Source organism: Microcoleus sp. CAWBG640, from assembly GCF_020883015.1.
GTDB lineage: Bacteria > Cyanobacteriota > Cyanobacteriia > Cyanobacteriales > Microcoleaceae > Microcoleus > Microcoleus anatoxicus.
Genome location: NZ_JAHRFC010000029.1, coordinates 46,906 through 72,795, shown reverse-complemented (window position 1 = coordinate 72,795; position 25,890 = coordinate 46,906). Strand labels below are relative to the sequence as shown.

Here is a 25,890-nt window from a genome sequence, read left to right as displayed (position 1 = left end):
AATGGCTGGATGCAGATACTATTCGCCAACACCAGTGGGGATTGGGTGAAGAAGTAGTTGGCGGTTGGTGGTATCCTGACGATGCTCAAGTTGATAATCGCGCTTTGTTTAGGACGCTTCAATTTACGATTAAAAAATTGGGAATCGAAGTTATTCAAGACAATTCTGTCGAAATTATTCTGGAAGCAAATAGAGTTGTTGGTGTGGAAACAACGGCAGAAAAATTAAAAGCTGACCGTTATGTTTTGGCAACAGGTGCTTGGTCTGAGACATTATTGGATATTCCTGTTTATCCCAGAAAAGGGCAAATGCTGTCTGTATGCGTCCCGGAAAGTTACGAAGTGATTCAGCCGCTGCAAACCGTTTTATTCGGAACAGGGATTTATATTGTGCCGCGTCAAGATGGTAGGATTATTATTGGCGCGACTAGCGAAAATGTAGATTTTACTCCGGGAAATACGCCGACGGGAATTAAAAATTTGCTAGCCGGAGCTATTAAGTTATATTCTGAATTGCAAAATTATCCGATTCTGGAGTTTTGGTGGGGTTTTCGGCCAGCTACCCCTGATGAATTGCCCATTTTAGGTGCTAGTGCTTGGGAAAATTTGACCCTGGCGACGGGGCATTATCGTAATGGTATTTTGTTGGCTCCTGTGACGGCGAAATTGTTGGCTGATTTGATTGAAAATGGGAAGTCTGACCCGTTGTTGGCGGCTTTTCATTATTCCAGGTTTATGAAAAATCAGATGACACACAATCACCTAAAAAGTTAACTCTTTCAGGACTTATGCTATCGATATACCTATAGCGTTTTGTAGGGGCAATCCCACGCCTGGTTGCCACGCTTACCTGGGCATAATGCGTCCAGGACTGTCTTTAATAGTTCCAACCTTTACACCTATGATTTCATACCTAATATCATTCACCTGGGGTATTTGTCTGCTACTATCCATCATCGGCTGGGGAAAAGTCCTCAACCACATCCTGTTTCCCCAGCAGCGAATTGACTGGGGACAAAAAGCCGCTTGGGGTCTAGCCTTGAGCCTTATCGTTGGCGGTGTATTAAATGCAACTTGGAATATCTCGCCCACCACAATTTTAATCTTTTTAGGTTTGGGACTTATTTGTGGTTTAGTAGATTTAGTAAATCACAGACAATCAATTGCCAGTAATTTATCACAGCTATTTCAAGAAATTCGCCAAGATAAAATCATCCTAGCAGGCATTGCCACAGTCAGTCTACTGATGTTAATCCAATACGCCGGATGGGTTTCTACAGGTAGAGTCAACTTAGCCAACATGGTTTATGCTGACGGGTTTAATACCAGCGATGACTACCACGCTTACTTGGTATTTCCCCACAAAATGCTGCAACTCGGTTCGATGGGTCCAGACCCTTTTAGCGAAAGAAGAATAGTATCTTTGGGGGGACAGTCATTTCTCCATACTTTCATCCTCAGCGTACTTTCAGACATTAATTTAAACATCATAGACCCTGGTTTAGCACTGATAATTACTGTGGGACTAATTATTGGATTTTTTTCCAAAAATCCAGTTTCGACTAGACGAGTAGTCTTTACAGTTTTATTTGTATTATTGATTGCCGTGCCCAAGGCAAATACTACAAGTGTGATGCTGCCTGTAGCTTTATTTTTAAGTTTGTTTAGAACCCTTGACAGCCCCGAAATAGACCGCAACTATTGGGTAGGAAATGCTTGTATTATCGCTTTAATCTCCGCCGCACTTTGTACTTTAAAATCTTCTCTAATTCCCGCCTCAGCCCTTGTCTTTGCAGTTAGCTACCTTGGCTATTTTCTGAACACAAATACCAAACTAAAAGTTGTATGGGAATTTGGGCTGGCGACAGTATTAGTGGGAATATTTCTCCTACCTTGGATGATTTCTTTGTATCAATCTTCTGGCACTTTACTGTATCCTATTTTGGGAAAAGGCTATCACGCCTCCGCCTACGGCATTACTTTCAAATCAGCTTCTACACTCTTGGGAACTGTTAAAACAGCCCTCGCAGCATTCAGAGGTATTTACGTTTTTGTAGTGATATTGCTCGGCTGTTTGAGCTTAAGTATCCGACCTCTTAAATTTGCTAATTTACCCGCAGAATCTTCATTTTCTTTCCGCCAAGCACCTTTATATATGACAATTGCAGCACTATTGGCAACAGTTGCTGTAGGCGTAGTTACCGAAAATGCCGACCCTTTTCGCTATTCATTTTCTCACTTGTTCCCGGTAATTATCATATTAATTATGGTCGCGATGACTGATACGGGGGCTGTCAATAAAAATGCGGTTCCTAACTTTTTTATTGCTGCTGTATTTTGTGCAGGTTTGGCAATCAGCTACGATTGGGATATCACTAAAAATACTTATTCATCTTATGTGAAAAATATTAAATTTGGACTGACGAATCCATCGTTAATTTCAGCTAAGCAAAAGTTACAGTATGCCGCACTTCAAGAGTCTATTCCACAGGGAACTACAGTTTTAACCAGACTAGATACACCTTTTCTCCTCGATTTTAAACGCAATCAAATTTTCATCGCTGACTGGCCAGGAGGAGCGAGTTTGCCTCCGGGAATGCCTGTTTTCAAAGGGGGTGAAGCTTTAGCAAATTATTTAGTTTCACAGTCTATTAGATACATAGCTTATTCGTCTTGGAGTCTGAATCATCCTGCTGATGTAGACACTTCAGAACCGGGATTGTCCTCTTGGTTTCGACTGCAATCACAACTGTCTCACGACTTTCGGGATAACGTTCAACAACTTGCAAAAACTAGAAAAAAGGTTTATGCAGACGGAGAAAATTTTGTGCTGGATTTGGGAGTTCAGCGTAAGTAGCAACTATTTAGATGACATAAAAAAGGAGATTAGATATCAAACCCAGCAGCCGAAAGTGTCTGGTAGAAACTTCAGCATCTGCTGGTAGCATCTTTAATACCTCTTTTTCGGATAAAAGGTTGAGATTTTGCTCTTTGGCGAAAAAGTGTTGACCGAGCAATTTCAACAAAGCTCGAAACCAGGAGGGTGGAAGCCAGTGAATTAAAGGAACAGCGGTGTGAAATTCTATGGGATACCAGCGGTTGGGAGTGGTGATGCAGCAAGTTTTGCCGACGCGGCAAAGTTCTCGAACAAAAGCTGTTTGCTGTTGGCGGTTGCCGACGTGTTCAATTACGGCAAAACTTACGACTAAATCAAAGCTTTTGTCTGGAAATGGCAAGCTTAATCCGTCAGAACGGACATATTTTAAACCGGGATATTCTTCTTCTAAAAATGCGGCATCTTCCATGCCGACAGCGGTGATTTTGTGCGGGTATGGATAGAGTTTTTCAAAGAAATTGCAGTCTTGGCGACGGTCGGAAGTTACTCCTACATCCAGCACATTTGTGTCGGCATTTGGATTGGCTAATGCCATCAGTAAATCAAACATTTTTTGGCGGGCGTACCAAGATAATTTAGTTGCGAAACCGCCTAGCTTGGGGCCAATATACTCGCTGGATTTGTCTTTGGTTACTGTCATATAGATTTAAAGTTTGGGATGCAATGATATCAAGTAAGGTTCACTTAGATATTGCACTGTCAATAAAGGATTTACTCCTAGGTGGGGGTAGGTTTATTTAACTGCAATTAGTTGAGTTTATTGGCGAACCAGCCCCGGAGTGGGTTATTGATATTGGTGCAAGATATCAGGTTAATCGGCGGGAGTAAAAATGTTGGCAGTAAGTTTGATTTTATTACCTGCGCTTTAAGCCTAGTACGCTTAGAAAAAAGCTCGACAGAACCATCTGTAAACCTACAGTCAGGCAAGTGAGGGAGGGAATCACCAAACGCAAAGTTTTGGAAGGGTTAAGGATGCCGAAAGTAGTTTCGCTCCAAATAGTTAAGGAGAATATCGAGCCAACTATTCCAATTAATATGAGCGTGACTCCGACAATCAATCCTGTCTCTAGGGTGACATAGCGAAATATTTTATTTAGTTTGGGGTCTTCGGGCAGTAGTTTTTCGCTGATGGCGAAAACTTTGGTGAAGAAGGCGAAGGTGACAGCTTGAAAACCGACGATAATTGCGATCGCAGCATACAGCAGTGTGTGCACATCAAAGCTAATACTGCCAATCTTTTGAGTACCGGGTAATAGCCAGAGGCCCACAATTAAACCCAAAATCATCAGCGCAGCACCCGGATACAAAAACAGCCAGCGGGGACTGTAAAGCAGCAAAAATCGCAGGTGTCGCCAGCCATCTCGCCAAGTTCGCAGATGTGGCGGACGGCTGCGGCCGTCGGGAGAGAGTACGGTGGGAACTTCAGCGATTCGTAGTTTGTACAGAGAGGCTTTGACTACCATTTCGCTAGCAAATTCCATCCCTGTTGTTTGCAAGTCCAGCTTTAAAATTGCATCTCTTCTGAAACCCCGCAGCCCACAGTGAAAGTCGTCGGCAGGACTTGAGAAAAATAGCCGCCCAACCCACGTCAGCACCGGATTTCCTAAGTATTTGTGCAGCGGTGGCATTGCACCCGGTTTGATGCCCCCTTGAAAGCGGTTTCCCATGACTAAATCCCAGCCACCTCGCAATTTTTCGACAAAAGCACCGAGGTTGGAAAAGTCGTAACTGTCGTCAGCATCGCCCATAATGATATAGACTCCGCGTGCTGCGACGATCCCTCCCATGAGGGCGCTACCGTAGCCTTTGGCTGGTACTGGGACGACTCTGGCTCCCATTTTGGTGGCGATTTCTTGAGAGCCGTCAGTGCTGCCGTTGTCTGCTATGATGACCTCGCCAGCAATATTCAGTTCGCCCAGAGACTTCTGTGCCTTCTCTATGCAGATTTCTAGTGTTTCTGCCTCGTTCAGGCAGGGCATGAGTATCGATAATTCGAGAGTGTATTCCCCGGTTGCCTTGGTCTGTTCTGCCATATGTTTGTTTCACTCTTACTCGCGAGCGATAATACTTATTTTTCCCGTATCTCTGCTTAAATTATGGGTTGGCAACCCAATTCAAAACAACTTAATAAAATCTGTTAAGGATGTTTTTTCATACAATTATCGCGCTGTAGTATAGGTGGGTAAATTCATGAATAGAAGTGTTTTTCTAGTTTTGCTTGCTGCTATTTTTTGTGGCGTTCTCGGTCAATTTAGCCTGAAAGCAGGAGCTAAAATATTAGGGCCCATTGGTGCTGCTAATTTATTTGAAAAAATTCTAGCAATGGCTACTCAGCCTCTGATAGTAGGGGGTCTTGGTTTGTATGCTTTTTCTTCTATAGGGTTTATTGTTGTACTTTCTCGCGCCCACCTTAGCATAGTCTCGCCTTTACTGTCAATTAGCTACTTGTTTACTGTCTTAGGAGGGAAAATTATCTTTAACGAGCCTTTACCACCGTTGCGATTGGTAGGCATCGGGTTAATTATGACGGGAGTAATTTTTGTACTCCGAGGTCAAGCTGGAGGGGCGACAGGAGGAAGTTAGTCTATGTCTAATTTTGGGGATGCTGTTCACAGAGATCTATTATTGCGCGATCGCAGGGCAATTCTGGCCACCATGCACCAAAAAGAACGGGTGATGGCTCCGATTTTGGAGCGGGAATTAGGCGTCAAAATCCTCGTACCTGCGGATTTAGACACAGACTCCTTTGGCACTTTTACCAGAGAAGTTAAACGCTTAGGAACTCAAATAGAAGCGGTGCGATTAAAAGCGGCAACTGCTCTGGATATTGCCGGGGAAACTCTGGCCTTCGCCAGCGAAGGTAGCTTCGGCCCTCATCCGGCAATGCCCTATCTGCCTGCTAATCGAGAAATTGTGATTTTATTAGATAGAGAACACAATCTCGAACTGATTGGCGAATCTTTATCAGTGGAAACTAACTACAGTCATCAGTTAGTTTCCAGTGTAGAAGAAGCGCAAGTTTTTGCTAAGAAAGTTGGATTTCCCGAACACGCCCTGGTGGTTGTAGCTGGTGATGTGGCTACAGGTAATGGCGAAATTGTCAAGGGAATAGTTACAGAAAAAGATTTGGTTGATGCTGTTAGCGCTGGTATCAACAAATCAGCCAGTGGTAAAGTTCATGTCGAAACAGATATGCGGGCGATGTACAATCCAACTCGGATGGAAAATATCGCAAAAGCCACTCTTGATTTAGTCAAAAAAGTTTACCAGTTCTGCCCGGAGTGCCGTTGGCCTGGATTTGATTGTGTCCAAAATAAAATAGGGTTGCCCTGCGGACTGTGCTATTTTCCGACTCACCTAGTGCGATCGACAATTTATCAATGCAAAGCTTGCGGTTATCGTCAAGAAAAACTATTTCCAGAGGGCAGAGAAACTGCCGATCCCGCCCAGTGCCAATATTGTAACCCCTGAACAAACCAGATGTTAAACCTCAGAAATAATATCAATTCGAGCTGCACTCAGACATGATTTTTGACTGTTAATATAAATTCCGGTTGTATCGTCAGGTGATTTAACCGCGAAGGCGCGTTCGGCGAAGCCGTTCCCGTAGGGTAGGACGCGAAGCAAGAGAAGAGAGAGTTTAATACAGGACGATGAAGAGAGGATTTTATATAATACCAATTTTAAAAAAGAATGCAACAGTAGTCTTGTCCCTCCCCTTTATAAGGGGGGGTTAGGGGGGGTCAAAGATTGTTGCACGATTTTAGAGAAATGGTATAATATCAAATCCGGTAGCATCCGAATTATTCATCTCTCTACTCTCTCCCTCTGTGTCCTCTGTGTCCTCTGTGGTTAAATCATTCCGATACAACCGGAATTGATATAACTGAGGATTTAAAAAAAGACAAAACAAAAAGCGCCCCTATTTCTAGGAGCGCTTTTTGTTTATCTCAAGTTAAAAATTAACCGTTGATAGAAGGAGCAACCAAAGCAACTGGTGTGGTTTCGCCAGCAGCCAAATCGAGTGGGAAGTTGTGAGCGTTGCGCTCGTGCATGACTTCCATACCCAAGTTAGCGCGGTTGATGACATCAGCCCAGGTGTTGATGACACGACCTTGAGAGTCGATAATCGATTGGTTGAAGTTGAAACCGTTCAAGTTGAAAGCCATGGTGGAGATACCTAGTGCTGTGAACCAGATACCGACAACTGGCCATGCACCTAACAAGAAGTGCAAAGAACGGCTGTTGTTGAAGGAAGCGTATTGGAAAATCAAACGACCGAAGTAGCCGTGGGCTGCAACGATGTTGTAGGTTTCTTCTTCTTGACCGAATTTGTAACCGTAGTTTTGCGATTCGGTTTCGGTGGTTTCACGAACCAAAGAAGATGTTACCAAGGAACCGTGCATGGCGGAGAACAAGCTACCACCGAAGACACCAGCAACTCCCAACATGTGGAAGGGGTGCATCAGGATGTTGTGCTCGGCTTGGAACACGATCATGAAGTTGAAGGTACCGGAGATACCCAAAGGCATACCGTCAGAGAAGGAACCTTGACCGATCGGGTAGATCAAGAATACTGCGGTGGCTGCTGCAACTGGTGCAGAGTAAGCGACGCAGATCCAAGGACGCATACCTAGGCGGTAGGACAATTCCCATTCACGACCCATGTAGCAGAAAATGCCGATCAGGAAGTGGAAAATCACTAGCTGGTAAGGGCCGCCGTTGTACAACCACTCATCGAGGGAAGCAGCTTCCCAGATTGGGTAGAAGTGTAAGCCAATGGCGTTGGAAGAAGGAACAACAGCACCGGTGATGATGTTGTTACCGAACATCAAGGAACCAGCAACTGGTTCGCGGATGCCGTCGATGTCCACAGGAGGAGCAGCGATGAAGGCAACGATGTAGCAGATGGTAGCAGTTAAGAGGGTAGGAATCATCAAGACGCCGAACCAACCGATATAAATCCGGTTGTCTGTGCTTGTGACCCACTCGCAGAACCGTTCCCAGACGTTGGCGCTTTCGCGCTGTTGTAAGGTTGTTGTCATGGTTTTATGATTGCTGTATTTGGTTGTCAATGTTCGGATGATGTCTCTATTATTACGGCTATCACTAAGATTTGTAAAGGGGTGTAACGACAGTTAAACTGATGACGATTATAAGCTGGGCTTATATATAGTAGGCGGGCATGGGGCAACTCCCCCATCCCCCCTTGCGGGGTGCGGGGACTGGGCATCGGGCATCAGGCACGGTGACTATATATATGGGATATTTGGGTTGAGGTGCGCTCTCGATCGCCAGAGTGCAAGTTCTATATCTAATGTGCTACAAACTGGCTGTAGCTGGTTTTGAAATCAAAATTGCTGGTATCCTTTAATGCAACGTTTTCCTTGTATATTTTCTTTCTTTTCAGGTTCAGGCTTCCTCGATTTGGGTTTTGAGTCGATCGGCTTTAATGTAGCTTATGTAAATGAAATATTCTCGCCATTCATCCAAGCATACCGTCACTCTCGCCAGTGTCTAAACTTGCCGCAGCCAGAATACGGACACTGCGAAGGAGAGGAAGCAGATGTGACTCGACTTGTAGAGGGAAAACCAGCACTTCACTTGCGGGAATTGATGCAAGATGCTCGCAAAAATCACGAGATTATTGGATTTATTGCCGGGCCGCCTTGTCCTGACTTTTCAATCGGTGGCAAAAACCGAGGTGGGGAAGGAGATAAAGGCAAACTTTCAGCTTCGTATATTGAATTAATTTGCCAACAGCAGCCTGATTTCTTTGTGTTTGAAAATGTTAAAGGTTTGTGGAGAACAAAAAAGCATAAAGCGTTTTATGACGAACTCAAGCATCTGTTGGCTGAGGCAGGATATCTCTTTGTGGAACGTTTAATTAATGCGATCGAATATGGTGTGCCACAAGATAGAGATCGAATTATTTTAATCGGTTTCCGAAAGCATCTTGTCAAAGATATGGGGATTTCCTTAGATAAAAATAGCCAAATGCTACCTGAAGGCGTATTTCCTTGGTCAAGTCAGATTTTATATCCCAAATCTGAAGTTTTTTCTCATCCTTGGCCTGAGACTGATGCTTTTGTTTGCGATGGTTTTTTGCATTGTCCTGATTGTATTCCCCAAGAGTTGACCGTTGAGTTTTGGCTGAAAAAAAATGATGTAATTAACCATCCGAATGCGGAACATTATTTTCAACCAAGAGCGGGGATTAAAAGGTTTGCTGCTGTCGATGAGGGAGATGATTCTAAAAAATCTTACAAGCGTTTGCACAGGTGGCGTTATTCGCCGACTGCTTGTTATGGTAATAACGAAGTTCACTTGCACCCTTACAAAGTTCGCAGGCTTTCTGTTGCAGAAACGCTGGCTATTCAGTCACTACCTAAAAAATTTGCACTGCCCGAAAATATGACATTAACTAATATGTTTAAAACCGTGGGAAATGGAGTTCCTTATTTAGCAGCGCGCGGGATAGCTCGAACAATTTATCAGTTTTTATGTCGAAAATCAATAAATAAATAAGTGCCAATATATAGTCCTAAATGAGTCGTAAATATTTTTACCCCACCCCAACCCTCCCCTTAGTAAGGGGAGGGAGTAAGAAATTCAACAATGATTTAGGATTGCTATATCTCATAAACTCGTTTTTTTTGTAGATTGGTCGTGACGACAAAGCAAAATTCGTAGAAACCGGGTTTCTCGCCCCCATCTGTAACAAGTTTATGGCCGCACCCCACACAGGCTAGGGGTTGCTGAGAGCAGTTTGAAAAATGAGTATTTATAGCAAATAGATTTTGGTGCGTGAGGCGTGGTTCTCATATTTATTTATGGCTGGCGCAAGTTAATCGGGGTGCTTCACCAACCCTAAAAATTGGTGAAAGTGGTTTTTTTAATGAATTAATAAAAATAAAAGTTCATAAATAGTTTACATTTGTTATATAATAGTTGGTTAAGGTTGAAAACCTAGATTTTTTATTTGCCTGCAATTCGCCATGACTGTTAAACCCCGCCGCTATCACATTACCACTTTCGGATGCCAGATGAATAAAGCCGACTCCGAACGGATGGCCGGCATTCTGGAAAATATGGGCTTTGAGTTCTCGGAAGACCCTAACGAAGCTAGCTTGATTCTCTACAATACTTGCACGATTCGCGACAATGCGGAACAAAGAGTTTATTCTAATCTGGGAAGACAGGCTCACCGCAAGCGCCAGGAACCGGGTTTAACTTTAATTGTAGCAGGATGCGTGGCGCAGCAAGAAGGTGAAGCGCTCCTACGCAGAGTGCCGGAATTAGACTTGGTAATGGGGCCACAACACGCGAATCGGCTTGAAGATTTACTGGAACAAGTTTTTCAGGGAAATCAAGTTGTGGCGACGGAAGCTGTTGAGATTATGGAGGATATTACTCAGCCTCGCCGCGATAGTAAGGTGACGGCTTGGGTGAATATAATTTATGGTTGCAACGAACGCTGCACTTATTGTGTTGTGCCGAATGTGCGCGGGGTTGAACAGTCGCGAATGCCGGAGGCGATTCGGGCGGAAATGGAAGAGTTGGGCCGTCAAGGTTACAAGGAAGTAACTTTATTGGGGCAGAATATTGATGCTTACGGACGCGATTTGCCTGGGACAAAACCGGACGGCAGCAACCAGCATACTTTGACGGATTTGCTTTATTTTGTGCAGGATGTTCCTGGAGTCGATCGCCTGCGATTTGCTACTAGCCATCCCCGCTATTTTACGGAAAGATTAATTAAGGCTTGTGCGGAATTACCCCAGGTTTGCGAACATTTTCATATTCCTTTTCAGTCTGGCGACAATGATATTTTGAAGGCGATGTCGCGGGGCTATACTCAGGAGAAATATTTGCGCATTATTGATACCATTCGCCGTTATATGCCGGATGCTTCGATTACTGCGGATGCGATTGTGGGCTTTCCTGGGGAGACGGAAGCGCAGTTTGAGAAGACTTTGAAGTTGATTGAAGATGTTGGTTTCGATTTGGTGAATACGGCGGCTTATTCGCCACGCCCAGGCACACCGGCCGCTTTGTGGGAAAATCAGTTGAGTGAGGAGGTGAAGGCCGATCGCCTACAACGGATTAATCATGTGGTGACAACAACGGCTATGGAGCGATCGCAACGCTATTTCGGACGTGTTGAAGAGGTATTAGTCGAAGTCCAAAATCTCAAAGTACCCAGTCAGGTGATGGGGCGGACTCGCGGCAATCGTCTGACTTTTTTTAAGGGTGATATTGCTGAATTAGCGGGTAAAATAGTGCGGGTTAAGATTACAGATATTCGCGCTTTTAGCTTGACTGGGGAAATGGTGGAAAATTGGTGAAGTCTTCTAAGAAGATGTATTTTTTTTTACCGCAGAGAGCGCAGAGGACACAGAGGAGGAGTGGAATGGAGGGGATATGTAGTCTTAAAGCGGTTTGTCTGTGCGTTAGTTGCGCTCTCTCCGTGTATATTTGTCAAGAAGTGCTAGGAGTAGGGAAAAAATGACAAAAATACGGGTCGGGCTGTTATTCGGCGGGCGATCGGGGGAACATGAAGTCTCTATTAGTTCCGCAAGGGCGATCGCGCGAGCTCTTGCTTCGGACGAAAATGCCACCAAGTACGAAGTTCAGCCCTTCTATATCCAAAAAGATGGCCGCTGGTTGTCGGGAACAATACCTCAAGAAGTTTTAGCAGCAGGACAACCTCTGGAAATAAATCCAGCAGGAACAGATAATGAGTCTGTTTTCTCTCGTGAATTTCCTAGTTTCAATGACATAGATGTTTTTTTTCCTGTTCTGCACGGACCAAACGGCGAAGACGGTACGGTGCAAGGGTTGCTGAAATTAATGCAAATTCCGTTTGTGGGTTCCGGGGTTTTAGCTTCGGCGATGGGAATGGATAAAATTGCGATGAAAATGGCCTTTGCTCACGCAGGTTTGCCGCAGGTAAAATACATCGCGGTTAATCGTTCGGAAATCTGGTCTAATCCTTGTGTTTTCCCGAAACTGTGCGACAAAATTGAGGAAACTTTGGGCTATCCTTGCTTTGTGAAGCCTGCTAATTTGGGTTCGTCGGTGGGAATTTCTAAAGTGCGATCGCGCGCCGAATTAGAAGCTGCTCTCGACAGTGCTGCTAGTTACGATCGCCGGATAATTGTGGAAGCTGGTGTAGTTGCTAGAGAATTAGAATGTGCGGTTTTGGGTAATGACAATCCCCAAGCTTCCACGGTGGGAGAAATTAGTTTTAGCAGCGATTTTTATGATTACGAAACTAAGTATACCCAAGGGCAAGCTGATTTGTCAATTCCGGCCCAGGTAAGTAGTGCCATCATTTCAAAAATTAAAGAAATGGCCGTGCAAGCATTTTTAGCAGTAGACGGAGCTGGTCTAGGCAGAGTAGACTTTTTTTACGTTGAATCTACAGGAGAAGTTTTGATTAATGAAATCAACACCTTTCCCGGCTTCACTGCTACCAGTATGTATCCCCAACTTTGGGAAGCTTCGGGTATTTCTTTCTCGGAATTAGTAGACCGTTTAATTCAATTAGCTCTCTGAGCGCCACGGCGAGAAATCTTGAATCGCGAACCTTAAACGGTAAACTACCAAGATCCAAAAATAAATTATTCCGCAGGTTATATATCCTTACCTGCGGAAACGAGATAAGATTGTTGTGGGAGCAGGTTTTGGTATACAACCAAATTTTCGCTGCCAGCTCAACAACTGGGAATTTTCCATTTGGCAGGTATGAGTAAATGAGAGCGACAAACATTAGGGTTCAACTTAACTCTAGAATCTCAGGTTTTAAATCCCTTAACTTAAATGAGACCTTTCACTAAATTACCGCATTGGTGGATTTATGGACTGTTATTTCCCCTAGCGATACTCAACTGCTGGTTAGCCCTCCTAGTCTTTGAATATTTTCGCGCCCTGATTACTGTTTTAGTCATCGCTACAGTGCTGTCTTTTTTGCTAGATTACCCAGTCCGGTTTCTGTCGAGTTATGGCATGAAGCGCGATCGGGCAGTTTTGTCAGTATTATTTGTTACTTTATTCGTACTGGTGGTTTTAGGTCTGACTCTGGCTCCGATTCTACTAACTCAACTCACCGAACTTGCAACCAGACTACCGACTTGGATAGTTTCTGGTACCGAACAGATTGAAGCGTTCAACAAGTGGGCAGAAAATCGTAATTTACGCATAGATGTTAGTGGTTTGACTACTCAATTGAGCGATCGACTTTCGGCTCAATTGCAGTCTCTAACCGGGGAAATTTTGAAATTTGGCTTAGGCGCGGCAGACAGTCTATTGAACTTTCTCCTCACAATAGTTCTGACATTTTACTTGCTGTTGCATGGCGATAAAGTTTGGGAAGGCTTGTTTAAATGGTTGCCCTCCAAGCTGAGTCTCCAATTGCGAGAATTGCTACCGCGAAGCTTTCACAACTACTTCGTTGGACAGGCAACTTTAGCAAGTTTGATGGGACTTTCCATGACGGTTGCTTTTTTAATTTTGCGAGTTCCCTTCGGCCTATTGTTTGGTTTGGGCGTGGGTGTAATGACTCTAATTCCTTTTGGAGCACCTTTTAGTATTTGCATGGTTAGTTTGCTAATCACACTTAACAACTTTTGGCTGGGAGTGACAGTTTTGGCCGTGGCTACAGTCATCGATCAATTAATTGAAAATGCAGTAGCCCCTAGGCTGATGGGCAGTTTTATTGGTCTCAATCCCGTCTGGATTTTAGTTTCGCTCCTGGTGGGAATCAAGGTGGGTGGAGTAGTTGGTTTGTTGGTGGCTGTGCCGATGGCTGGTTTTATTAAGAATGCTGTTGATGCTGTGGAACATTCCAGAAACCTCTCGAAAGAAAGTAATGCGGGAGTTTTTGTTGAGTCTGCCGATCGATAAACTGGCTAATTTCGTTGTCAAAAGTGTGAAAAATTCCTGGCGAATGCGGAATCTCCACGTCAGGGGCCGTAGTTTTGATTGTTGAAGCATCAGCCAATTAGCCAGTGCTGCCTGAGTTCGGCTCCAAATCTCCGCCACCGGTGGAAACCAAAGTTGACCATACCTAGCACGGTTTCTACCCCAAGGTGTAGGGTAAATCCCCCAAACAAACAGAGGTAAGAAATGCTTCAATTTAAGTTATATCGTTTCCGGCTGCATCGGAATGATTTAACCTTACTAGAACGCAGAGAACACAGAGGGAGATAAGAGAGATGAATAATTCCGATGTTACCGGATTTGATATTAAAGCTTCTTTCGTTTGATAGCAACCTTATCGATGTCTCCCGAATTTTTTCCTGGGTCTAACCATTGATTATCTTGCTTCTGCCATAACTTAATTTAGTAGGTACTACCAATGAAAAACCCTAATTATAATTACCGCTCTGATTCCAATCAAATCAATATTACCGAAACCCAAAATATGCCTAATCAAACTCAGCATCATCGCCGTTTGTCTTTACCGAAAAAACTGGCTTTTTTATCTTTGATTTTGATCGGTTCCACGGCTACTGTTGGGTGCAATGCCCTAACTTCCCAAGTGCCGGGGAGTTCTAATGCTATCAAAGGTGAAACCAGTCCAGCGCCAATTGCAGCAGTTCCTGTTAATATACTGCCCTCTCAAGACTCTAATTTTGTGACAAAAGTAGTGCAGCAAGTCGGCCCAGCAGTGGTACGGATTAATTCCTCTCGCACAGTGAAGAGCCAACAACCTGATGTTTTAGAAGACCCATTTTTCCGTCGTTTCTTTGGCTCAGAATCTCCGAGTGCGCCACAAAATCGGGTCGAACGGGGTTCAGGTTCGGGTTTTGTTTTTGGTTCCGATGGTCGCATTTTGACTAACGCTCACGTTGTTGATGGTGCGGATACGGTGACGGTAAAACTGAAAGATGGTCGGGAATTTGTCGGCAAAGTTTTAGGTATAGATACAGTGACAGATGTGGCTGTTGTTAAAATTGAAGCTAACAATTTGCCTGTGGTTAGTTTGGGTAAATCGGAAGAGTTGCAGCCTGGTGAATGGGCGATCGCGATCGGCAATCCCCTCGGTTTGGACAATACTGTAACGGTGGGGATTATTAGCGCTACAGGTCGTTCTAGCTCGGATGTGGGTGTTCCCGACAAGCGCGTCAGCTTTATTCAAACTGATGCTGCGATTAATCCTGGTAATTCCGGCGGCCCATTGCTAAACCAACGCGGTCAAGTTATTGGCATGAATACGGCGATTATTCAAGGTGCTCAGGGATTGGGTTTTGCTATTCCGATCGATCGAGCACAACAAATTGCCGAGGAGTTAGCAACAACAGGTAAAGCCGAACATCCTTATCTGGGCGTTCGGATGTTGAGTATTACTCCCGAAGTCAAGGCCGAATTTAATAAAAATCCCAACACTAAATTGAGGCTGACGGAAGATAAAGGTGTGTTAGTTTTGGGAATTGTGAAAGATTCTCCGGCGGCACAAGCTGGTGTTCGCGTTGCTGATGTGATCAAAAAAATTAATGGTCAAGAAGTCAGCGATGCTGGTAGCGTACAGCAAATTGTGGAGAAAAGTAAGGTTGGTAGCGATATGCAGCTTGAGTTGAGTCGTGGCGGACAAGCTGTGACTGTGGCTGTTAAATCTGGTGCTTTTCCAGCGAATCAGAAGCAGCAGTAGCATCTAAAAAATAGGACACCCAGAACCCCGACTTCTTGAAGAAGTCGGGGATCTAATCGTTCCACCCGTGCGTAAGTCTTCAAAGAAACCGGGTTTTTTACCACATCTGCGCGCCACAACGAAGTATTCTCAAAAAAACCCGGTTTCTGAACCCCCATGCGTAAGTCCTATTGGTATAATTGACAAGTATTTATATTTGTTATTAAGAGGTAGAAACATGGCTCATATTAATCGGCGGCGTCCTGAGAATATTAGTGGTAATTTTTATGTAGACAGTACCTGCATTAGCTGCGATACTTGTCGGTGGATGGCCCCGGAAGTATTTGTGGAAGTGGGAGAACAATCGGCGGTTTACCATCAGCCAACTAACGAGACTGAAGAAAGGCGATCGCTCGCAGCTCTTTTGTCTTGTCCCACAAGTTCGATCGGCACTGTTGACAAACCAAAAAATATCAAGGAAGTTCAGCAACATTTGCCAGCACTCGTAGCAGAAAATATCTACCACTGTGGCTACCATTCCGAGAAATCCTACGGTGCTGCTAGCTATTTAATTGTCCGCCCAGAGGGCAATATTTTGGTCGATTCTCCTCGTTTTGTGCCGCCGCTAGTTAAAAATATCGAAGCAATGGGGGGGATTCGCTATCTGTACTTGACTCACCGGGATGATGTGGCAGATCATCAACAATACCGAGACCATTTTGGGTGCGATCGCATTTTGCATAGTGACGAAGTTAATGCGGGTACTCGCAGTGTAGAAATTCAATTGTCTGGGAACGAACCGCATCAAATAGCAGATGATTTGTTGATTATTGCAGTACCTGGTCACACGAAAGGTCACACAGTTTTACTTTATAATAACAAGTTTTTGTTTAGTGGCGATCATCTCGCTTGGTCAGAAAGTTTGCAGCATTTGATTGGATTTCGCCAAGTCTGTTGGTATTCTTGGGAAGCACAAATCAAATCCATGCAGAATTTGGCTAATTATGACTTTGAATGGGTGTTACCTGGGCACGGTCGCAGGTATCATGCTGAGGTGGAAACTATGCGAGAGCAAATGCAGCAGTGTATTGCTTGGATGCTCGATGCTTGACAGGAGAAAGAATACATCATGACTAAACCTGACACACTAAGATCGAGTTGTAGAGTGCGTCAGGTGAATTTCGGGAAGTCTATTTCGCGACTGATTTTAGCCGATCGCCCAAACGGGATTTTTGGGTCCACATTTTAAGCTACTAAAAAAGCCGCACACTCCACATGAGAAGTCTGAGGAAAGAAATCAGCCGGCTGCACCCGCACCAATTTATAATCCCCATTTTCACACAAAATTTTCAAGTCGCGAGCCAAAGTAGCCGGCTTGCAGCTAATATAAACAATCCGACTCGGTTTAATTTGCTTAATAGTTTCTAAAACCGAGCGATCGCACCCCTTACGCGGCGGATCTAACAACACAATATCCGGCACAACATCCAACTGTGGCAGTAACTTTTCCACAGTTCCCACCTTAAATGTCACATTTGTCAAGCCATTTAATTCAGCATTTAAATCTGCTTGGGCGATCGCCTCAGCTTGCACTTCCAAACCTACAGCTTTTTGCACTTGTTTCGCCAGCGGCAAGGTAAAAGTACCAATCCCGCAATAAGCATCAACCAAAACCTCATTTCCCTGCAAATTTAATTCCGCTACAATCGCCTGCAACAAACCCTCAGCCGCCTCTGTATTCACCTGAAAAAAAGTATCCGCCCTTAACTGAAACTCCAAACCAGCAAACTCTTCTCGCAGATAAGCACGACCGGCAATACAGCGAGTTTCCGCACCAAAAATCACATTAGTTTTAGCAGAATTGATATTCAAACAAACACCAGTAAGTTCAGGATAGCGCTTCAACCAATCAGAGGCTTGGGCTTCCAATCCGGGCAAATCTCCTGTCCGAACGATTAAAGTTAGTAGCATCTCGCCGGTGCGTCGTCCAATTCGCAAAGATAAGTGACGCAATTCTCCTGTATGCTGCTTTTCATCATACACAGGCCAATCTCGCCAGTGTATGTCTTCTTTCACGTCTTTTAATAAAGGATTTAGCCTGGGGTCTTGGACTGGACACTGATTCAAATTAACTAATTTGTGAGTGTTTTTTTGATAGTAACCCGCTTGAACTTGACCTGTGACAGATATGCCTAAAGGATAGGTTGCTTTGTTGCGGTATCCCAAAAATTGGGGGAAATTATCTATTTTTCCGGCTAAAATTTCATCTACTCGCAAATCGCTAAAGCCGCCAATGCGTTCTAAAGCTTGAATGACTTGATTTTGTTTAGCTGTAAGCTGATAATCATAATCTACGTGCTGCCACTGACAGCCACCGCACTTGTCTGCGACAATACAGTTGGGTCGGATGCGGTGTTCCGATGCTTCCAGAAGCGTGTCCAGCTTACCTGTAGCATAGGTGGATTTGACTTGCATGAGGCGGACAAGAACTCGATCGCCCGGAACAGTGTCAGCCACAAACACCACAAGCTGACCAAAACGGCCAACTCCGTCGCCGGTATCTGCCAAGTCAGTAATCTCTATTTCAATCAGTTGACCTTGCTGGCAAGGGTTTACCGATTTCGATTTGGGTATGGGGAATTTAGATTGGTTCATTAATATTGTTCTGAATGCTTTAAGGTTGAAGCATTTTAAATCTATTATCCCATCAAAATAGGACTTAGGCAAAAAAAAGTTTTTGAGTAATAGGTAATAGGTAATTGGCAATTGGTAATTGATAATAAATATCTCCCATAATTAAAGCGCAACCTTTCAGTCAGGTTGCGCTTTTTTTTAAGAAACTAATAGTCCCCTCTAATTAGTGAGCAGAACCGTTACCATGATACTTGTCGCTGTCGTAGAATCCGTTTTTTGTGCCGAAGAATAAACAGCACACGGTGAAAACGGCTGTCAAGACTGCTAAAACTAACTTAACGTCCATAATTTACCTTCTTTGGTTCAGTGAGTGGAAATACTCAAATTGTAGAGTCTTTTTGGCTAGCGCGACCATCTACTAGGGTAGCGCCAGATTTACTTGGCTGTAGTCTGGTGCGAAAGTTTCCTGACGGGGAGACGATTCGGGCCATGATTGTGGAAACGGAAGCCTATGGGCCATTCGATCCTGCTTGTCACGCTTACACGGGCCGAACTCCTCGCAACGAGGCGATGTTCGGCCCTGCGGGGAGGATTTATGTTTACCGAAAAAAGGGGTCTAAAGCCCCGTCACTTCGGCGAAGCTCACTTCGGCGAAGCTCAGTGCATCGCCTTCGCTTGACGGCTTTGTAAAGCTTTGCAAACCTCAAGGAAATATTATATCAATTGAAGCAATATAAGTTAGGAGGTAAAACCATGCTAGTTTTTGAGTTTAAAGCCTACGGGAAATCCGATCAGTTCTCTGCGGTAGATGAAGCAATTCGGACAGCGCAATTTGTCCGAAATAGCTGTATTCGGCTGTGGATGGATAATCAAAAGATTGGGCAATACGACTTGCAGAAATACTGTGCCGTACTGGCTCATGAATTCCCGTTTGCATCAGAACTCAACTCAATGGCCAGACAAGCTAGTGCCGAAAGGGCATGGTCTGCCATCTCTCGATTTTACGACAACTGTAAAAAGAAAACTCCCGGCAAAAAAGGGTATCCGCAGTTTCAAAAAGACTGTCGTTCTGTCGAGTATAAAACTAGCGGATGGAAACTCGCTGAAAATAGAAAGTCTATCACCTTTAGCGACAAAAAAGGGATAGGCAAGCTTAGACTAAAAGGTACTCGCGACCTGCATTTTTATCAAATTAGCCAAATCAAACGGGTGAGATTGGTAAAAAGGGCTACGGGAGTATACGTTCAGTTTTGTATTGACGTTGACAGGAAGGAGAATACTGAACCAACAGGCAAGACTGTGGGTTTAGACATGGGATTGAAGGAATATTACACCGATTCAAACGGAGTAATGGTTGAAAATCCCAAGTTCCTCAGAGCAGGTGAAAAGGTTCTGAAGCGGTGTCAGCGTCGCTTATCAAGGAAGGTAAAAGGTTCAAAAAATAGAGGCAAGGCTAGGCAGATTTTAGGTAAACGCCATCTCAAAATAAGTAGGCAGCGTAAAGACCATGCTGTGAAATTAGCACGGTGCGTAGTTCAGTCTAACGACTTCATAGCCTACGAAAATTTGAGAATTAAAAATATGGTAAAAAATCAATGTCTAGCTAAGTCGATTAACGACGCTTCTTGGTATCAGTTCCGTGTCTGGCTTGAATATTTTGGTAAAGTATTTGAGAGAGTCACGGTGGCTGTCAACCCAGCATATACCAGCCAAGAATGCTATAGCTGCGGTGAAATTGTGAAAAAAACTCTATCCACAAGAACTCATATTTGTAAATGTGGTTGTGCGATGGATAGAGATGAAAACGCAGCTAGAAACATCCTAAGTCGAGGATTGGGTACGGTAGGGCATACCGGAACCTTTGCACTTGATGCAAGCAACGCTTTAGGAGAATTAACCTCTACTTTGGTTGGAGAAATCCAGTCGCAAGCAAGTTGACTCGTAGATTAAAGAATCAAGAGTGCGTTCACGCGCCCAGAGTGTCAAGGGATGTATCATTGCTTGAATGTCGTAACGGATGCAGACGGAGTTGCTAGCGCTGTGTTAATTAGAGCTTTACAGCTAGATGCAGTTCCCCAAAGATTCTCCCATCTCCCCGAAAAGGTGCGATCGCGCCTCGCCTCTGGGCCTGGCAAACTGTGTAAGGTACTTGAGATCGATCGAACTTGGAATGGTTTAGCTTTGGGTACGGGGGAAGCGCTGCGGCTGGAACACCGGAGTGAGGAATTTCAGCAGGCGATCGAGTCAGGTACGATTAATATCGTGCAAACTACGCGGATTGGGATTTCTCAAGGAATGGATTTACCTTGGCGTTGGTATCTAGGGAACTATCCGGCCGTGTCTAAATTCTAGTAATCTCAAAATGTCAGTGTAAATTTTGTCACTTATCTCAATCAAATTATGGCTTACTCTTCTGAAAATCCGATCGTACAACTCAAGAAATGCCTAACGCTAGCCCAGGATGTTAGCAGTCACGCCGAAGCAAACCGAGCCTTCGAGCAATTATGTGGGATTATCGATGCTGAAAACCCAATGGCGGCGCAACTTTTGGAGATGTTATGGCAAGAGGCGATTATAGCTAGGCGATCGGCTTTATTTTGGCAACAAATGAGCGATGTTGAGAAAGATATGGCGAATAAAATGATGGAAAATATGACGCAGATGCGGCAGAATTATTTGCGGTTGATGCAGGAAATGTAAGATTGGGGAATGGGGCATCGGGCATGGGGCATGGGGAAATCGAGACTCAACTCTGACGGAGTGAAAATCCCGTCAGCTTGAGCACCTTTTCCCCTATTTTTTCTAGCTGAGCGAGGAATCAAGGGGTAAAAATAGATTGTCTTCGATGTGCGATCGGACTTCAGGTGAGACGTTACAACCACTGTTTAGGCATTCCATCAAAAACTTATTAGCCTGATAATACTTAACAAGCAATTCTTTTTGCGATTCTGTGAACTGCCAATCCTGACCGATATCACGATACTGAATTATCACATCTCTTAAGTTTTTAGTCCACTCTAAACCATTGTTTAGCCACCATTCCCTAAATATCTCTATATTTGAAATAGGTAAGTAATTTTTAAACTCTTCAATTGCTTCATTAAACTCAGAATTAGTATTTTGTTTTAGGAACTCATCGAGAGTTTTAGTGATAGCATTGAGAATAAGATCGGAATTGATAATATTAATGGCTGTATTGGTAGCAATCGCTCTACTAATAGCAATAGCACTTATATAGTCGATAGCAATGTCTAGGTCAGTTCTAGTGTTGATATCAATATCCAAGCCAGTGGCAATAGTGTTAGTGGTAGTAACCTCAATAAGGCTACCAATAGCGCCGCCAACAGCACAGTCTGGGTCGCTGGCCATAGCAATAGCGCGAGCGCGGGTAAGGTAAAAAAGACGAACGGCTGCTGGTTTGTAAGAAACATTCACTGAATTCGATTTTTTACTTACCCACCTGAGAAATGCCTGGAGTTTTTTATCAGTAGTGATGAGCATATCAACTTGTTGCTTCATTAATTGAAATAAACTATCTGCTGCAGACAATTTATTAGAAGCCTCCAAAAATACTTGTCGCCACCGTGGTTCAGTTATATGAAGGACGAGTTGCTGACAACCCTGTTGAGAGCTTACCAATTCTTCGGCACTCAAATACTCTTGAAAGATTTGATGAGAAAAAGAGGATTTTTTCCAGGTTCTTTTTACCAATAAGTCAGAGACAAGTTCAATATCAGTTAAATCATCTGAAGGAGAGAATGCGATCAATTTCTTACCATCAACGGCATCAAATACCTGTATTTTGTATCCAATTTGTTCTAACCATTCAGGAATATCCCGCCAATTTTTTAGCGTCTTGGGTTGTCGTTTTGTCAGTTGTTCTACATACCGATATATTGTCTTGCAGAGGTCAGCTTCCACTCCTCTAGAATTTTTATATAGCTTTTCAGATATTTCAGCAGGACTATAACCACACAGTAATCCACGCAGATGTTTCTTTTCTATCTCTGTGAGTTCCCGTCTCATGTGAGGCGCAAACTCTCGCTTGGCAACAGCTAAGTCTTTGTATAACTTTTGCAGATCCCAATTAGTTGCGGCTTCGGCAAATAAGTCTTCGGATGAATCTGGAGTGCGTACCATCATTACCACACGATCGAGTCCCTAACAGATAATCCTAACAAATTTCCTAACCTTTGTTTGGAAGCAACTAGGTATGGGAGTGTAAAGCTATATATGTAGTGATTCAAAAGTCTAAAAGATATGACCAGACAGCAATCCAACCATCAGCAACTATCTCTTTGCATAGACAAGCCAATCTCCACTTTGATCAAAGACCTCAAAGTGTCTCGTCATCCACTCGTTATGGATGCTACCAACAAACTTGAAGAAGCCCTACGCCTCTTGCAATATATCCAGGATGCTGGAGTAGTCAAATCGACGACAACAAAAACAGCTATTTACGAACTCCTGACCAAAGTTTAACGAAACTCACGTCATCTAGTGGGTGTGCATCTTGCTAGCCTCACTTTACACATGACTTATGCAGGAACACTATATATAGTGTTCCTGCATAAATACGAACGCTAATAATTGATCCAAGCTATTTGCCCGATCGCAATTACCAACTTTTCCTACTTCATTAAAGCAGCGCCCCGATTATAAAGTTCCCGCGCGTAATCAGTCCAAGTTCCCTGTCCCCAATAGCGGAAACAGCTTGTTTGCACCAACAAGTTGTAAAGCAAAGCTTGTTGGTATTCAAACTGCTTGGTAACGGCCGCATCTTGCTGCACCAGCGCGTCGTACTTTTGGTGAAATGCGGCGCTGAGTTGATTCATCGGTTCCAAGACGTTTTCGTAGCCTTTCACCCAACTCAAATCGTTAGTCCAAGAAGCACCATCCATGTGAAAATTATGGTCTGTTTGCTTGATTTGGTCGATCGCACTTTCCACCTTTTCCGGTGTCGCACTATCAGCATCGACTAATTGCCAGATTTTGTGCTGGTTAACCCCTTGACAAATCGGATAATCATCAGGATTAACCCCCGCCGCCTCAATTATCTCCAAATATTCAGTACCGTTTAAACCGACAACACCAGATTTTCCGCCACCTTGTTCCCGGTTTTCGTACCAAGCTTTCATAAAAGCACTGGGGAATTCATTCATCATCACGCCGCCATTTTCGCCATCAGCAATCTGAGTGACTAAAGAAGGAATTGTAATATTGCCAATTTGCTGTTTGTTGCGTCCTTTTGCTTCGTAATAAGGCTGCATTTGACCGACCAATTTTGTATCAGAACCTTGAGTTTTAATCAAAGCTGTAATACTGATGGTTTCGCCGCGAGAATTGCGCGCCATCAAACGATTAGGAATGTATTTTTGGTCTTGGGACAATCCCGAACCATCAATGTTTTCGACAGAATGTTCCTGCACCATCAGCCAGCGGTAGCCGCATTCTTTCAAAGCTTTGATGTATTCATAAAGCGTGTCAGGATGATTTGGAAAGTGCATTTCTGGAGGCGAAAAACCTTTGACGCGCTTGAGGGCATCTATGCCAAAAATAGATGCAAAATGATGTTGCCATGCTTGAATTTGGAGTTTGATGTCGGGAATTGGAGTTGAAGGAATGACGGCATGACTCCACATTGTCCCCAGCCATTCTACGTGAGGTTGATATTGAGGTTCGCAGGTAATTCGCTTGAGATTGTCGAAGATATCGTCGCGTCCCATTTGGCGCAATCCCCACAACAAATTGCCGGAATAGTCCAGCATAATTCGCGGATTGCAACCTTCAGCAATCAGTTGGGGAATGAATTCTCCCATGCGGGAATAGCACCAAGCAAAGACTCCGGCGTTGTGATTATCTCCTTGGTTGGGATTTTCAAACATATTCTGGAGATTGCAGATTAGTTCGCCGTTTGCACCAGCCGGAATGGTGGGTTGGTGCATATGGAGGGCGCAGGCGAATCCGGCTTGAATGTTTTCGAGGCGGAGGTTTGTCGTAGGTAGAAAGACTGGTTCATTGCTATTGACTGCGGCGCTAATTTCTGCTTCGGAGCCGCAAATATTCGGTAATCCTGAGTTGATTTCGTTTAAAATGGGTGAATTGAGAGATTGTGCGATCGCAGGCATAAAACTTTCCTCAATAATTGTGGAGCGGTACTGTCTGCTATTGCTAATACCAATTTAATGTGAAGTTGCATATATCTCGATCCCCCTAAATCCCCACCCCCCCCTAGCCCCCCCCAAGGGGGGAAGGGGGGGGACTTTGAGAAGAATCTTGTCCCCCCCTTATTAAGGGGGGCTAGGGGGGATCTGATTCTATGCAGCCTCATAAAAAAATGGTATAAAATAGCTGTAAAATTTAAGAGTAGCAGAATATGTGTACAAAATGGCAGACTTAAATAAGTATCGAAACTGTATTAGGCAATTGCTTACAGAACACGCCAAATTTGTTTCATCAAATGATGAGATTGAAGCTCAAATTATTGCTGATGTGGAGGGCGATCATTATCAATTGCTTTACATTGGATGGCAAAACAAGCAGCGAATTTTTGGGCCTGTGATGCACTTTGATATTAAAGATAACAAGATTTGGATTCAGTGGAACAGCACGGAGGACGAGGTTGGCGAACAGTTATCCGCAATGGGTATACCAAAGGATGATATTGTTGTTGGGTTTCATCCACCTTATATTCGGAAGTTGACTGACTATGCAGTAAGTTAGAAGTTTGTCTTGTAGGATTAATGTTTAAATGTGGAACAGTCTAACTAACCTGCGACTGCTGTCGCCGTCCATACCAGCCCTTGTCAAAGTAATGGTTTTTTTCTTAACTTGGACTTGTCTATGGTTGCCGATCGCCATTATGGTCGCGATCGCCCTGAAATGGCAACCACCCCAACCCTTGGGAAACAAAAAACTACCATTAGTAGCCTCCCTCTACCTCCTAGTCCCCTTCATTTTATGGGCGACAACCTGGATAGAAAGCGTGTCCTTTGCCGAGTGGGGTTTGTTTTGGCAACCCACCACCTTAATCTCTGCACTCCTAGGATTAGGATTAGGAGTAGTCAGCTTAGCCATTTTATTTGGGTTACAATTAACCTGGGGTTGGCTCGAACTAAAAAGTAGCGAAGTTGAAAGCAAAACCAGCGAAAAAATCCTTAATCCTTGGGCTTCTATCCTCAATCCTTCTACTCTCCTGATTTTGTTGTTAGCACTGTGGATTAGTGCCACAGAAGAGTTAATATTTCGTGGCTGTTTGCCAAATTTACTGCAACAAGATTACTCAATAATCATAGCAGCAGCGATCGCCAGTTTCATTTTCGCGATCGCCCACCTGATCTGGGCTCCTAAAGAAACCGTACCCCAACTTCCTGGGTTGTGGCTGATGGGGATGGTTTTAGCCCTAGCCCGCGCCGTAGATAATGGTAGTTTAGGTATGGCGATCGGACTCCATGCAGGCTGGATTTGGGGGATAACCATCGTCGATACAGCTCAACTAATTAAGCCTAGCCAAAGGGTTCCTGAATGGATTACAGGAATAGCCGAAAAACCCCTAGCTGGTGCGGCCGGAATTATGTTATTACTAACAACAGGAACTGTACTATTTCTGATGGAAAAAGGAATCGGCTAGGATTTATGGCAAATTTGGTTGGATCGGAATGATTTAACCACAGAGGGCGACCCCCCCCTGCCCCCCCCCAAGGGGGGAAAGAGGAAGATAAGAGGGA

At 44.0% G+C, this 25,890-nt stretch carries 24 protein-coding genes; 17 read left to right on the top strand and 7 right to left on the bottom strand.

The features are described from left to right. Together AAFP11_RS16135 and AAFP11_RS16130 are read left to right on the top strand one after the other, a co-directional pair. Positions 1–773: FAD-dependent oxidoreductase (locus tag AAFP11_RS16135; protein ID WP_341737990.1), on the top strand; the 773-nt coding region annotated here is incomplete at its 5' end. Positions 774–900: 127 nt separating this feature from the next. Further along, positions 901–2,856: a hypothetical protein gene (locus AAFP11_RS16130; protein WP_341737989.1), complete on the top strand. Its 1,956-nt coding sequence runs from the start codon at positions 901–903 to the stop codon at positions 2,854–2,856. A 7-nt stretch (positions 2,857–2,863) separates the two neighbouring features. On the opposite strand, the gene AAFP11_RS16125 is transcribed toward AAFP11_RS16130, so the two are convergent. Together AAFP11_RS16125 and AAFP11_RS16120 are read right to left on the bottom strand one after the other, a co-directional pair. Next, the gene (locus AAFP11_RS16125) at positions 2,864–3,535 is read right to left on the bottom strand and encodes a class I SAM-dependent methyltransferase (protein WP_341737988.1); all 672 of its coding nucleotides are present in this window, start codon (positions 3,533–3,535) and stop codon (positions 2,864–2,866) included. Between the two features lie 214 nt (positions 3,536–3,749). After that, on the bottom strand, positions 3,750–4,928 hold the full coding sequence (locus AAFP11_RS16120; protein ID WP_341737987.1) for a glycosyltransferase family 2 protein: 1,179 nt from the start codon (positions 4,926–4,928) through the stop codon (positions 3,750–3,752). A gap of 157 nt (positions 4,929–5,085) precedes the next feature. Between AAFP11_RS16120 and AAFP11_RS16115 the strand changes: the two genes are divergently transcribed. Both AAFP11_RS16115 and AAFP11_RS16110 read left to right on the top strand, forming a co-directional pair. After that, positions 5,086–5,478: a transporter gene (locus tag AAFP11_RS16115; protein WP_341737986.1), complete on the top strand. Its 393-nt coding sequence runs from the start codon at positions 5,086–5,088 to the stop codon at positions 5,476–5,478. 3 nt (positions 5,479–5,481) lie between these two features. Continuing rightward, entirely contained in the window at positions 5,482–6,366 is an 885-nt protein-coding gene (locus AAFP11_RS16110) for a DUF6671 family protein (protein WP_341737985.1), read from the top strand. A gap of 491 nt (positions 6,367–6,857) precedes the next feature. Here AAFP11_RS16110 and psbA read toward each other — a convergent pair whose 3' ends face one another. Next, the gene (psbA, locus tag AAFP11_RS16105) at positions 6,858–7,940 is read right to left on the bottom strand and encodes a photosystem II q(b) protein (RefSeq protein WP_341737984.1); all 1,083 of its coding nucleotides are present in this window, start codon (positions 7,938–7,940) and stop codon (positions 6,858–6,860) included. Positions 7,941–8,268: 328 nt separating this feature from the next. Here psbA and AAFP11_RS16100 point away from each other — a divergent pair, with 328 nt between their 5' ends. The 6 genes from AAFP11_RS16100 to AAFP11_RS16075 all read left to right on the top strand — a co-directional run bounded on the left by AAFP11_RS16100 (position 8,269) and on the right by AAFP11_RS16075 (position 16,640). Next, positions 8,269–9,423, top strand: coding sequence for a DNA cytosine methyltransferase (locus tag AAFP11_RS16100; RefSeq protein WP_341737983.1), 1,155 nt, complete (start codon positions 8,269–8,271; stop codon positions 9,421–9,423). Positions 9,424–9,893: 470 nt separating this feature from the next. Further along, the gene (miaB, locus tag AAFP11_RS16095; protein ID WP_341737982.1) at positions 9,894–11,243 is read left to right on the top strand and encodes a tRNA (N6-isopentenyl adenosine(37)-C2)-methylthiotransferase MiaB; all 1,350 of its coding nucleotides are present in this window, start codon (positions 9,894–9,896) and stop codon (positions 11,241–11,243) included. A 160-nt stretch (positions 11,244–11,403) separates the two neighbouring features. Then, entirely contained in the window at positions 11,404–12,456 is a 1,053-nt protein-coding gene (locus AAFP11_RS16090) for a D-alanine--D-alanine ligase family protein (protein WP_341737981.1), read from the top strand. A gap of 264 nt (positions 12,457–12,720) precedes the next feature. Further along, the gene (locus AAFP11_RS16085) at positions 12,721–13,803 is read left to right on the top strand and encodes an AI-2E family transporter (RefSeq protein ID WP_341737980.1); all 1,083 of its coding nucleotides are present in this window, start codon (positions 12,721–12,723) and stop codon (positions 13,801–13,803) included. 454 nt (positions 13,804–14,257) lie between these two features. Beyond that, positions 14,258–15,550, top strand: a complete 1,293-nt coding sequence (locus tag AAFP11_RS16080; protein WP_341737979.1) for an HhoA/HhoB/HtrA family serine endopeptidase — start codon at positions 14,258–14,260, stop codon at positions 15,548–15,550. 217 nt (positions 15,551–15,767) lie between these two features. Beyond that, positions 15,768–16,640: an MBL fold metallo-hydrolase gene (locus AAFP11_RS16075; protein ID WP_341737978.1), complete on the top strand. Its 873-nt coding sequence runs from the start codon at positions 15,768–15,770 to the stop codon at positions 16,638–16,640. Between the two features lie 134 nt (positions 16,641–16,774). On the opposite strand, the gene rlmD is transcribed toward AAFP11_RS16075, so the two are convergent. After that, the gene (rlmD, locus tag AAFP11_RS16070; RefSeq protein WP_341737977.1) at positions 16,775–18,184 is read right to left on the bottom strand and encodes a 23S rRNA (uracil(1939)-C(5))-methyltransferase RlmD; all 1,410 of its coding nucleotides are present in this window, start codon (positions 18,182–18,184) and stop codon (positions 16,775–16,777) included. A 202-nt stretch (positions 18,185–18,386) separates the two neighbouring features. Further along, positions 18,387–18,509, bottom strand: a complete 123-nt coding sequence (locus AAFP11_RS16065; protein ID WP_096830678.1) for a hypothetical protein — start codon at positions 18,507–18,509, stop codon at positions 18,387–18,389. Between the two features lie 20 nt (positions 18,510–18,529). Here AAFP11_RS16065 and AAFP11_RS16060 point away from each other — a divergent pair, with 20 nt between their 5' ends. From AAFP11_RS16060 to AAFP11_RS16045, 4 genes are all read left to right on the top strand, one after another. Continuing rightward, positions 18,530–18,853, top strand: a complete 324-nt coding sequence (locus AAFP11_RS16060; protein ID WP_341737976.1) for a DNA-3-methyladenine glycosylase — start codon at positions 18,530–18,532, stop codon at positions 18,851–18,853. Positions 18,854–18,916: 63 nt separating this feature from the next. After that, positions 18,917–20,101 carry a transposase gene (locus AAFP11_RS16055; RefSeq protein ID WP_341737975.1) on the top strand — a complete coding sequence of 395 codons (1,185 nt, stop codon included), beginning with the start codon at positions 18,917–18,919 and terminating at the stop codon, positions 20,099–20,101. 51 nt (positions 20,102–20,152) lie between these two features. Beyond that, positions 20,153–20,515, top strand: a complete 363-nt coding sequence (locus tag AAFP11_RS16050) for a DNA-3-methyladenine glycosylase (RefSeq protein ID WP_341737974.1) — start codon at positions 20,153–20,155, stop codon at positions 20,513–20,515. Between the two features lie 48 nt (positions 20,516–20,563). Further along, positions 20,564–20,863, top strand: a complete 300-nt coding sequence (locus AAFP11_RS16045; protein ID WP_340525708.1) for a hypothetical protein — start codon at positions 20,564–20,566, stop codon at positions 20,861–20,863. A gap of 102 nt (positions 20,864–20,965) precedes the next feature. Here AAFP11_RS16045 and AAFP11_RS16040 read toward each other — a convergent pair whose 3' ends face one another. Then, a complete protein-coding gene (locus AAFP11_RS16040) occupies positions 20,966–22,306 on the bottom strand; it encodes a hypothetical protein (RefSeq protein WP_341737973.1) in 1,341 nt (446 codons plus the stop codon). A gap of 117 nt (positions 22,307–22,423) precedes the next feature. Between AAFP11_RS16040 and AAFP11_RS16035 the strand changes: the two genes are divergently transcribed. Continuing rightward, positions 22,424–22,645, top strand: coding sequence for a hypothetical protein (locus AAFP11_RS16035; RefSeq protein WP_333142643.1), 222 nt, complete (start codon positions 22,424–22,426; stop codon positions 22,643–22,645). 149 nt (positions 22,646–22,794) lie between these two features. Here the strand turns inward: AAFP11_RS16035 and AAFP11_RS16030 are convergent, their stop codons facing one another. Further along, the gene (locus AAFP11_RS16030) at positions 22,795–24,291 is read right to left on the bottom strand and encodes a glycosyl hydrolase family 57 (protein WP_341737972.1); all 1,497 of its coding nucleotides are present in this window, start codon (positions 24,289–24,291) and stop codon (positions 22,795–22,797) included. A 259-nt stretch (positions 24,292–24,550) separates the two neighbouring features. On the opposite strand from AAFP11_RS16030, the gene AAFP11_RS16025 reads away from it, so the two are divergent. Both AAFP11_RS16025 and AAFP11_RS16020 read left to right on the top strand, forming a co-directional pair. Beyond that, complete coding sequence (locus AAFP11_RS16025; RefSeq protein ID WP_341737971.1) at positions 24,551–24,886, top strand: XisI protein; 336 nt, start codon at positions 24,551–24,553, stop codon at positions 24,884–24,886. A 28-nt stretch (positions 24,887–24,914) separates the two neighbouring features. Further along, the gene (locus AAFP11_RS16020) at positions 24,915–25,793 is read left to right on the top strand and encodes a CPBP family glutamic-type intramembrane protease (protein ID WP_341737970.1); all 879 of its coding nucleotides are present in this window, start codon (positions 24,915–24,917) and stop codon (positions 25,791–25,793) included. Positions 25,794–25,890: the final 97 nt, after the last annotated feature.

Bases quoted from the DNA above. Each gene is read 5' to 3' on its own strand.
- AAFP11_RS16120 (WP_341737987.1), bottom strand. From the start codon at position 4,928: ATGGCAGAACAGACCAAGGCAACCGGGGAATACACTCTCGAATTATCG.
- AAFP11_RS16025 (WP_341737971.1), top strand. From the start codon at position 24,551: ATGGCAGACTTAAATAAGTATCGAAACTGTATTAGGCAATTGCTTACA.
- AAFP11_RS16035 (WP_333142643.1), top strand. From the start codon at position 22,424: ATGACCAGACAGCAATCCAACCATCAGCAACTATCTCTTTGCATAGAC.
- AAFP11_RS16125 (WP_341737988.1), bottom strand. From the start codon at position 3,535: ATGACAGTAACCAAAGACAAATCCAGCGAGTATATTGGCCCCAAGCTA.
- AAFP11_RS16040 (WP_341737973.1), bottom strand. From the start codon at position 22,306: ATGATGGTACGCACTCCAGATTCATCCGAAGACTTATTTGCCGAAGCC.
- AAFP11_RS16115 (WP_341737986.1), top strand. From the start codon at position 5,086: ATGAATAGAAGTGTTTTTCTAGTTTTGCTTGCTGCTATTTTTTGTGGC.
- AAFP11_RS16100 (WP_341737983.1), top strand. From the start codon at position 8,269: ATGCAACGTTTTCCTTGTATATTTTCTTTCTTTTCAGGTTCAGGCTTC.
- AAFP11_RS16065 (WP_096830678.1), bottom strand. From the start codon at position 18,509: ATGGACGTTAAGTTAGTTTTAGCAGTCTTGACAGCCGTTTTCACCGTG.
- miaB (WP_341737982.1), top strand. From the start codon at position 9,894: ATGACTGTTAAACCCCGCCGCTATCACATTACCACTTTCGGATGCCAG.
- AAFP11_RS16020 (WP_341737970.1), top strand. From the start codon at position 24,915: ATGTGGAACAGTCTAACTAACCTGCGACTGCTGTCGCCGTCCATACCA.
- AAFP11_RS16055 (WP_341737975.1), top strand. From the start codon at position 18,917: ATGCTAGTTTTTGAGTTTAAAGCCTACGGGAAATCCGATCAGTTCTCT.
- AAFP11_RS16075 (WP_341737978.1), top strand. From the start codon at position 15,768: ATGGCTCATATTAATCGGCGGCGTCCTGAGAATATTAGTGGTAATTTT.
- AAFP11_RS16110 (WP_341737985.1), top strand. From the start codon at position 5,482: ATGTCTAATTTTGGGGATGCTGTTCACAGAGATCTATTATTGCGCGAT.
- psbA (WP_341737984.1), bottom strand. From the start codon at position 7,940: ATGACAACAACCTTACAACAGCGCGAAAGCGCCAACGTCTGGGAACGG.
- AAFP11_RS16045 (WP_340525708.1), top strand. From the start codon at position 20,564: ATGGCTTACTCTTCTGAAAATCCGATCGTACAACTCAAGAAATGCCTA.
- AAFP11_RS16050 (WP_341737974.1), top strand. From the start codon at position 20,153: ATGTATCATTGCTTGAATGTCGTAACGGATGCAGACGGAGTTGCTAGC.
- AAFP11_RS16080 (WP_341737979.1), top strand. From the start codon at position 14,258: ATGAAAAACCCTAATTATAATTACCGCTCTGATTCCAATCAAATCAAT.
- AAFP11_RS16130 (WP_341737989.1), top strand. From the start codon at position 901: ATGATTTCATACCTAATATCATTCACCTGGGGTATTTGTCTGCTACTA.
- rlmD (WP_341737977.1), bottom strand. From the start codon at position 18,184: ATGAACCAATCTAAATTCCCCATACCCAAATCGAAATCGGTAAACCCT.
- AAFP11_RS16090 (WP_341737981.1), top strand. From the start codon at position 11,404: ATGACAAAAATACGGGTCGGGCTGTTATTCGGCGGGCGATCGGGGGAA.
- AAFP11_RS16030 (WP_341737972.1), bottom strand. From the start codon at position 24,291: ATGCCTGCGATCGCACAATCTCTCAATTCACCCATTTTAAACGAAATC.
- AAFP11_RS16085 (WP_341737980.1), top strand. From the start codon at position 12,721: ATGAGACCTTTCACTAAATTACCGCATTGGTGGATTTATGGACTGTTA.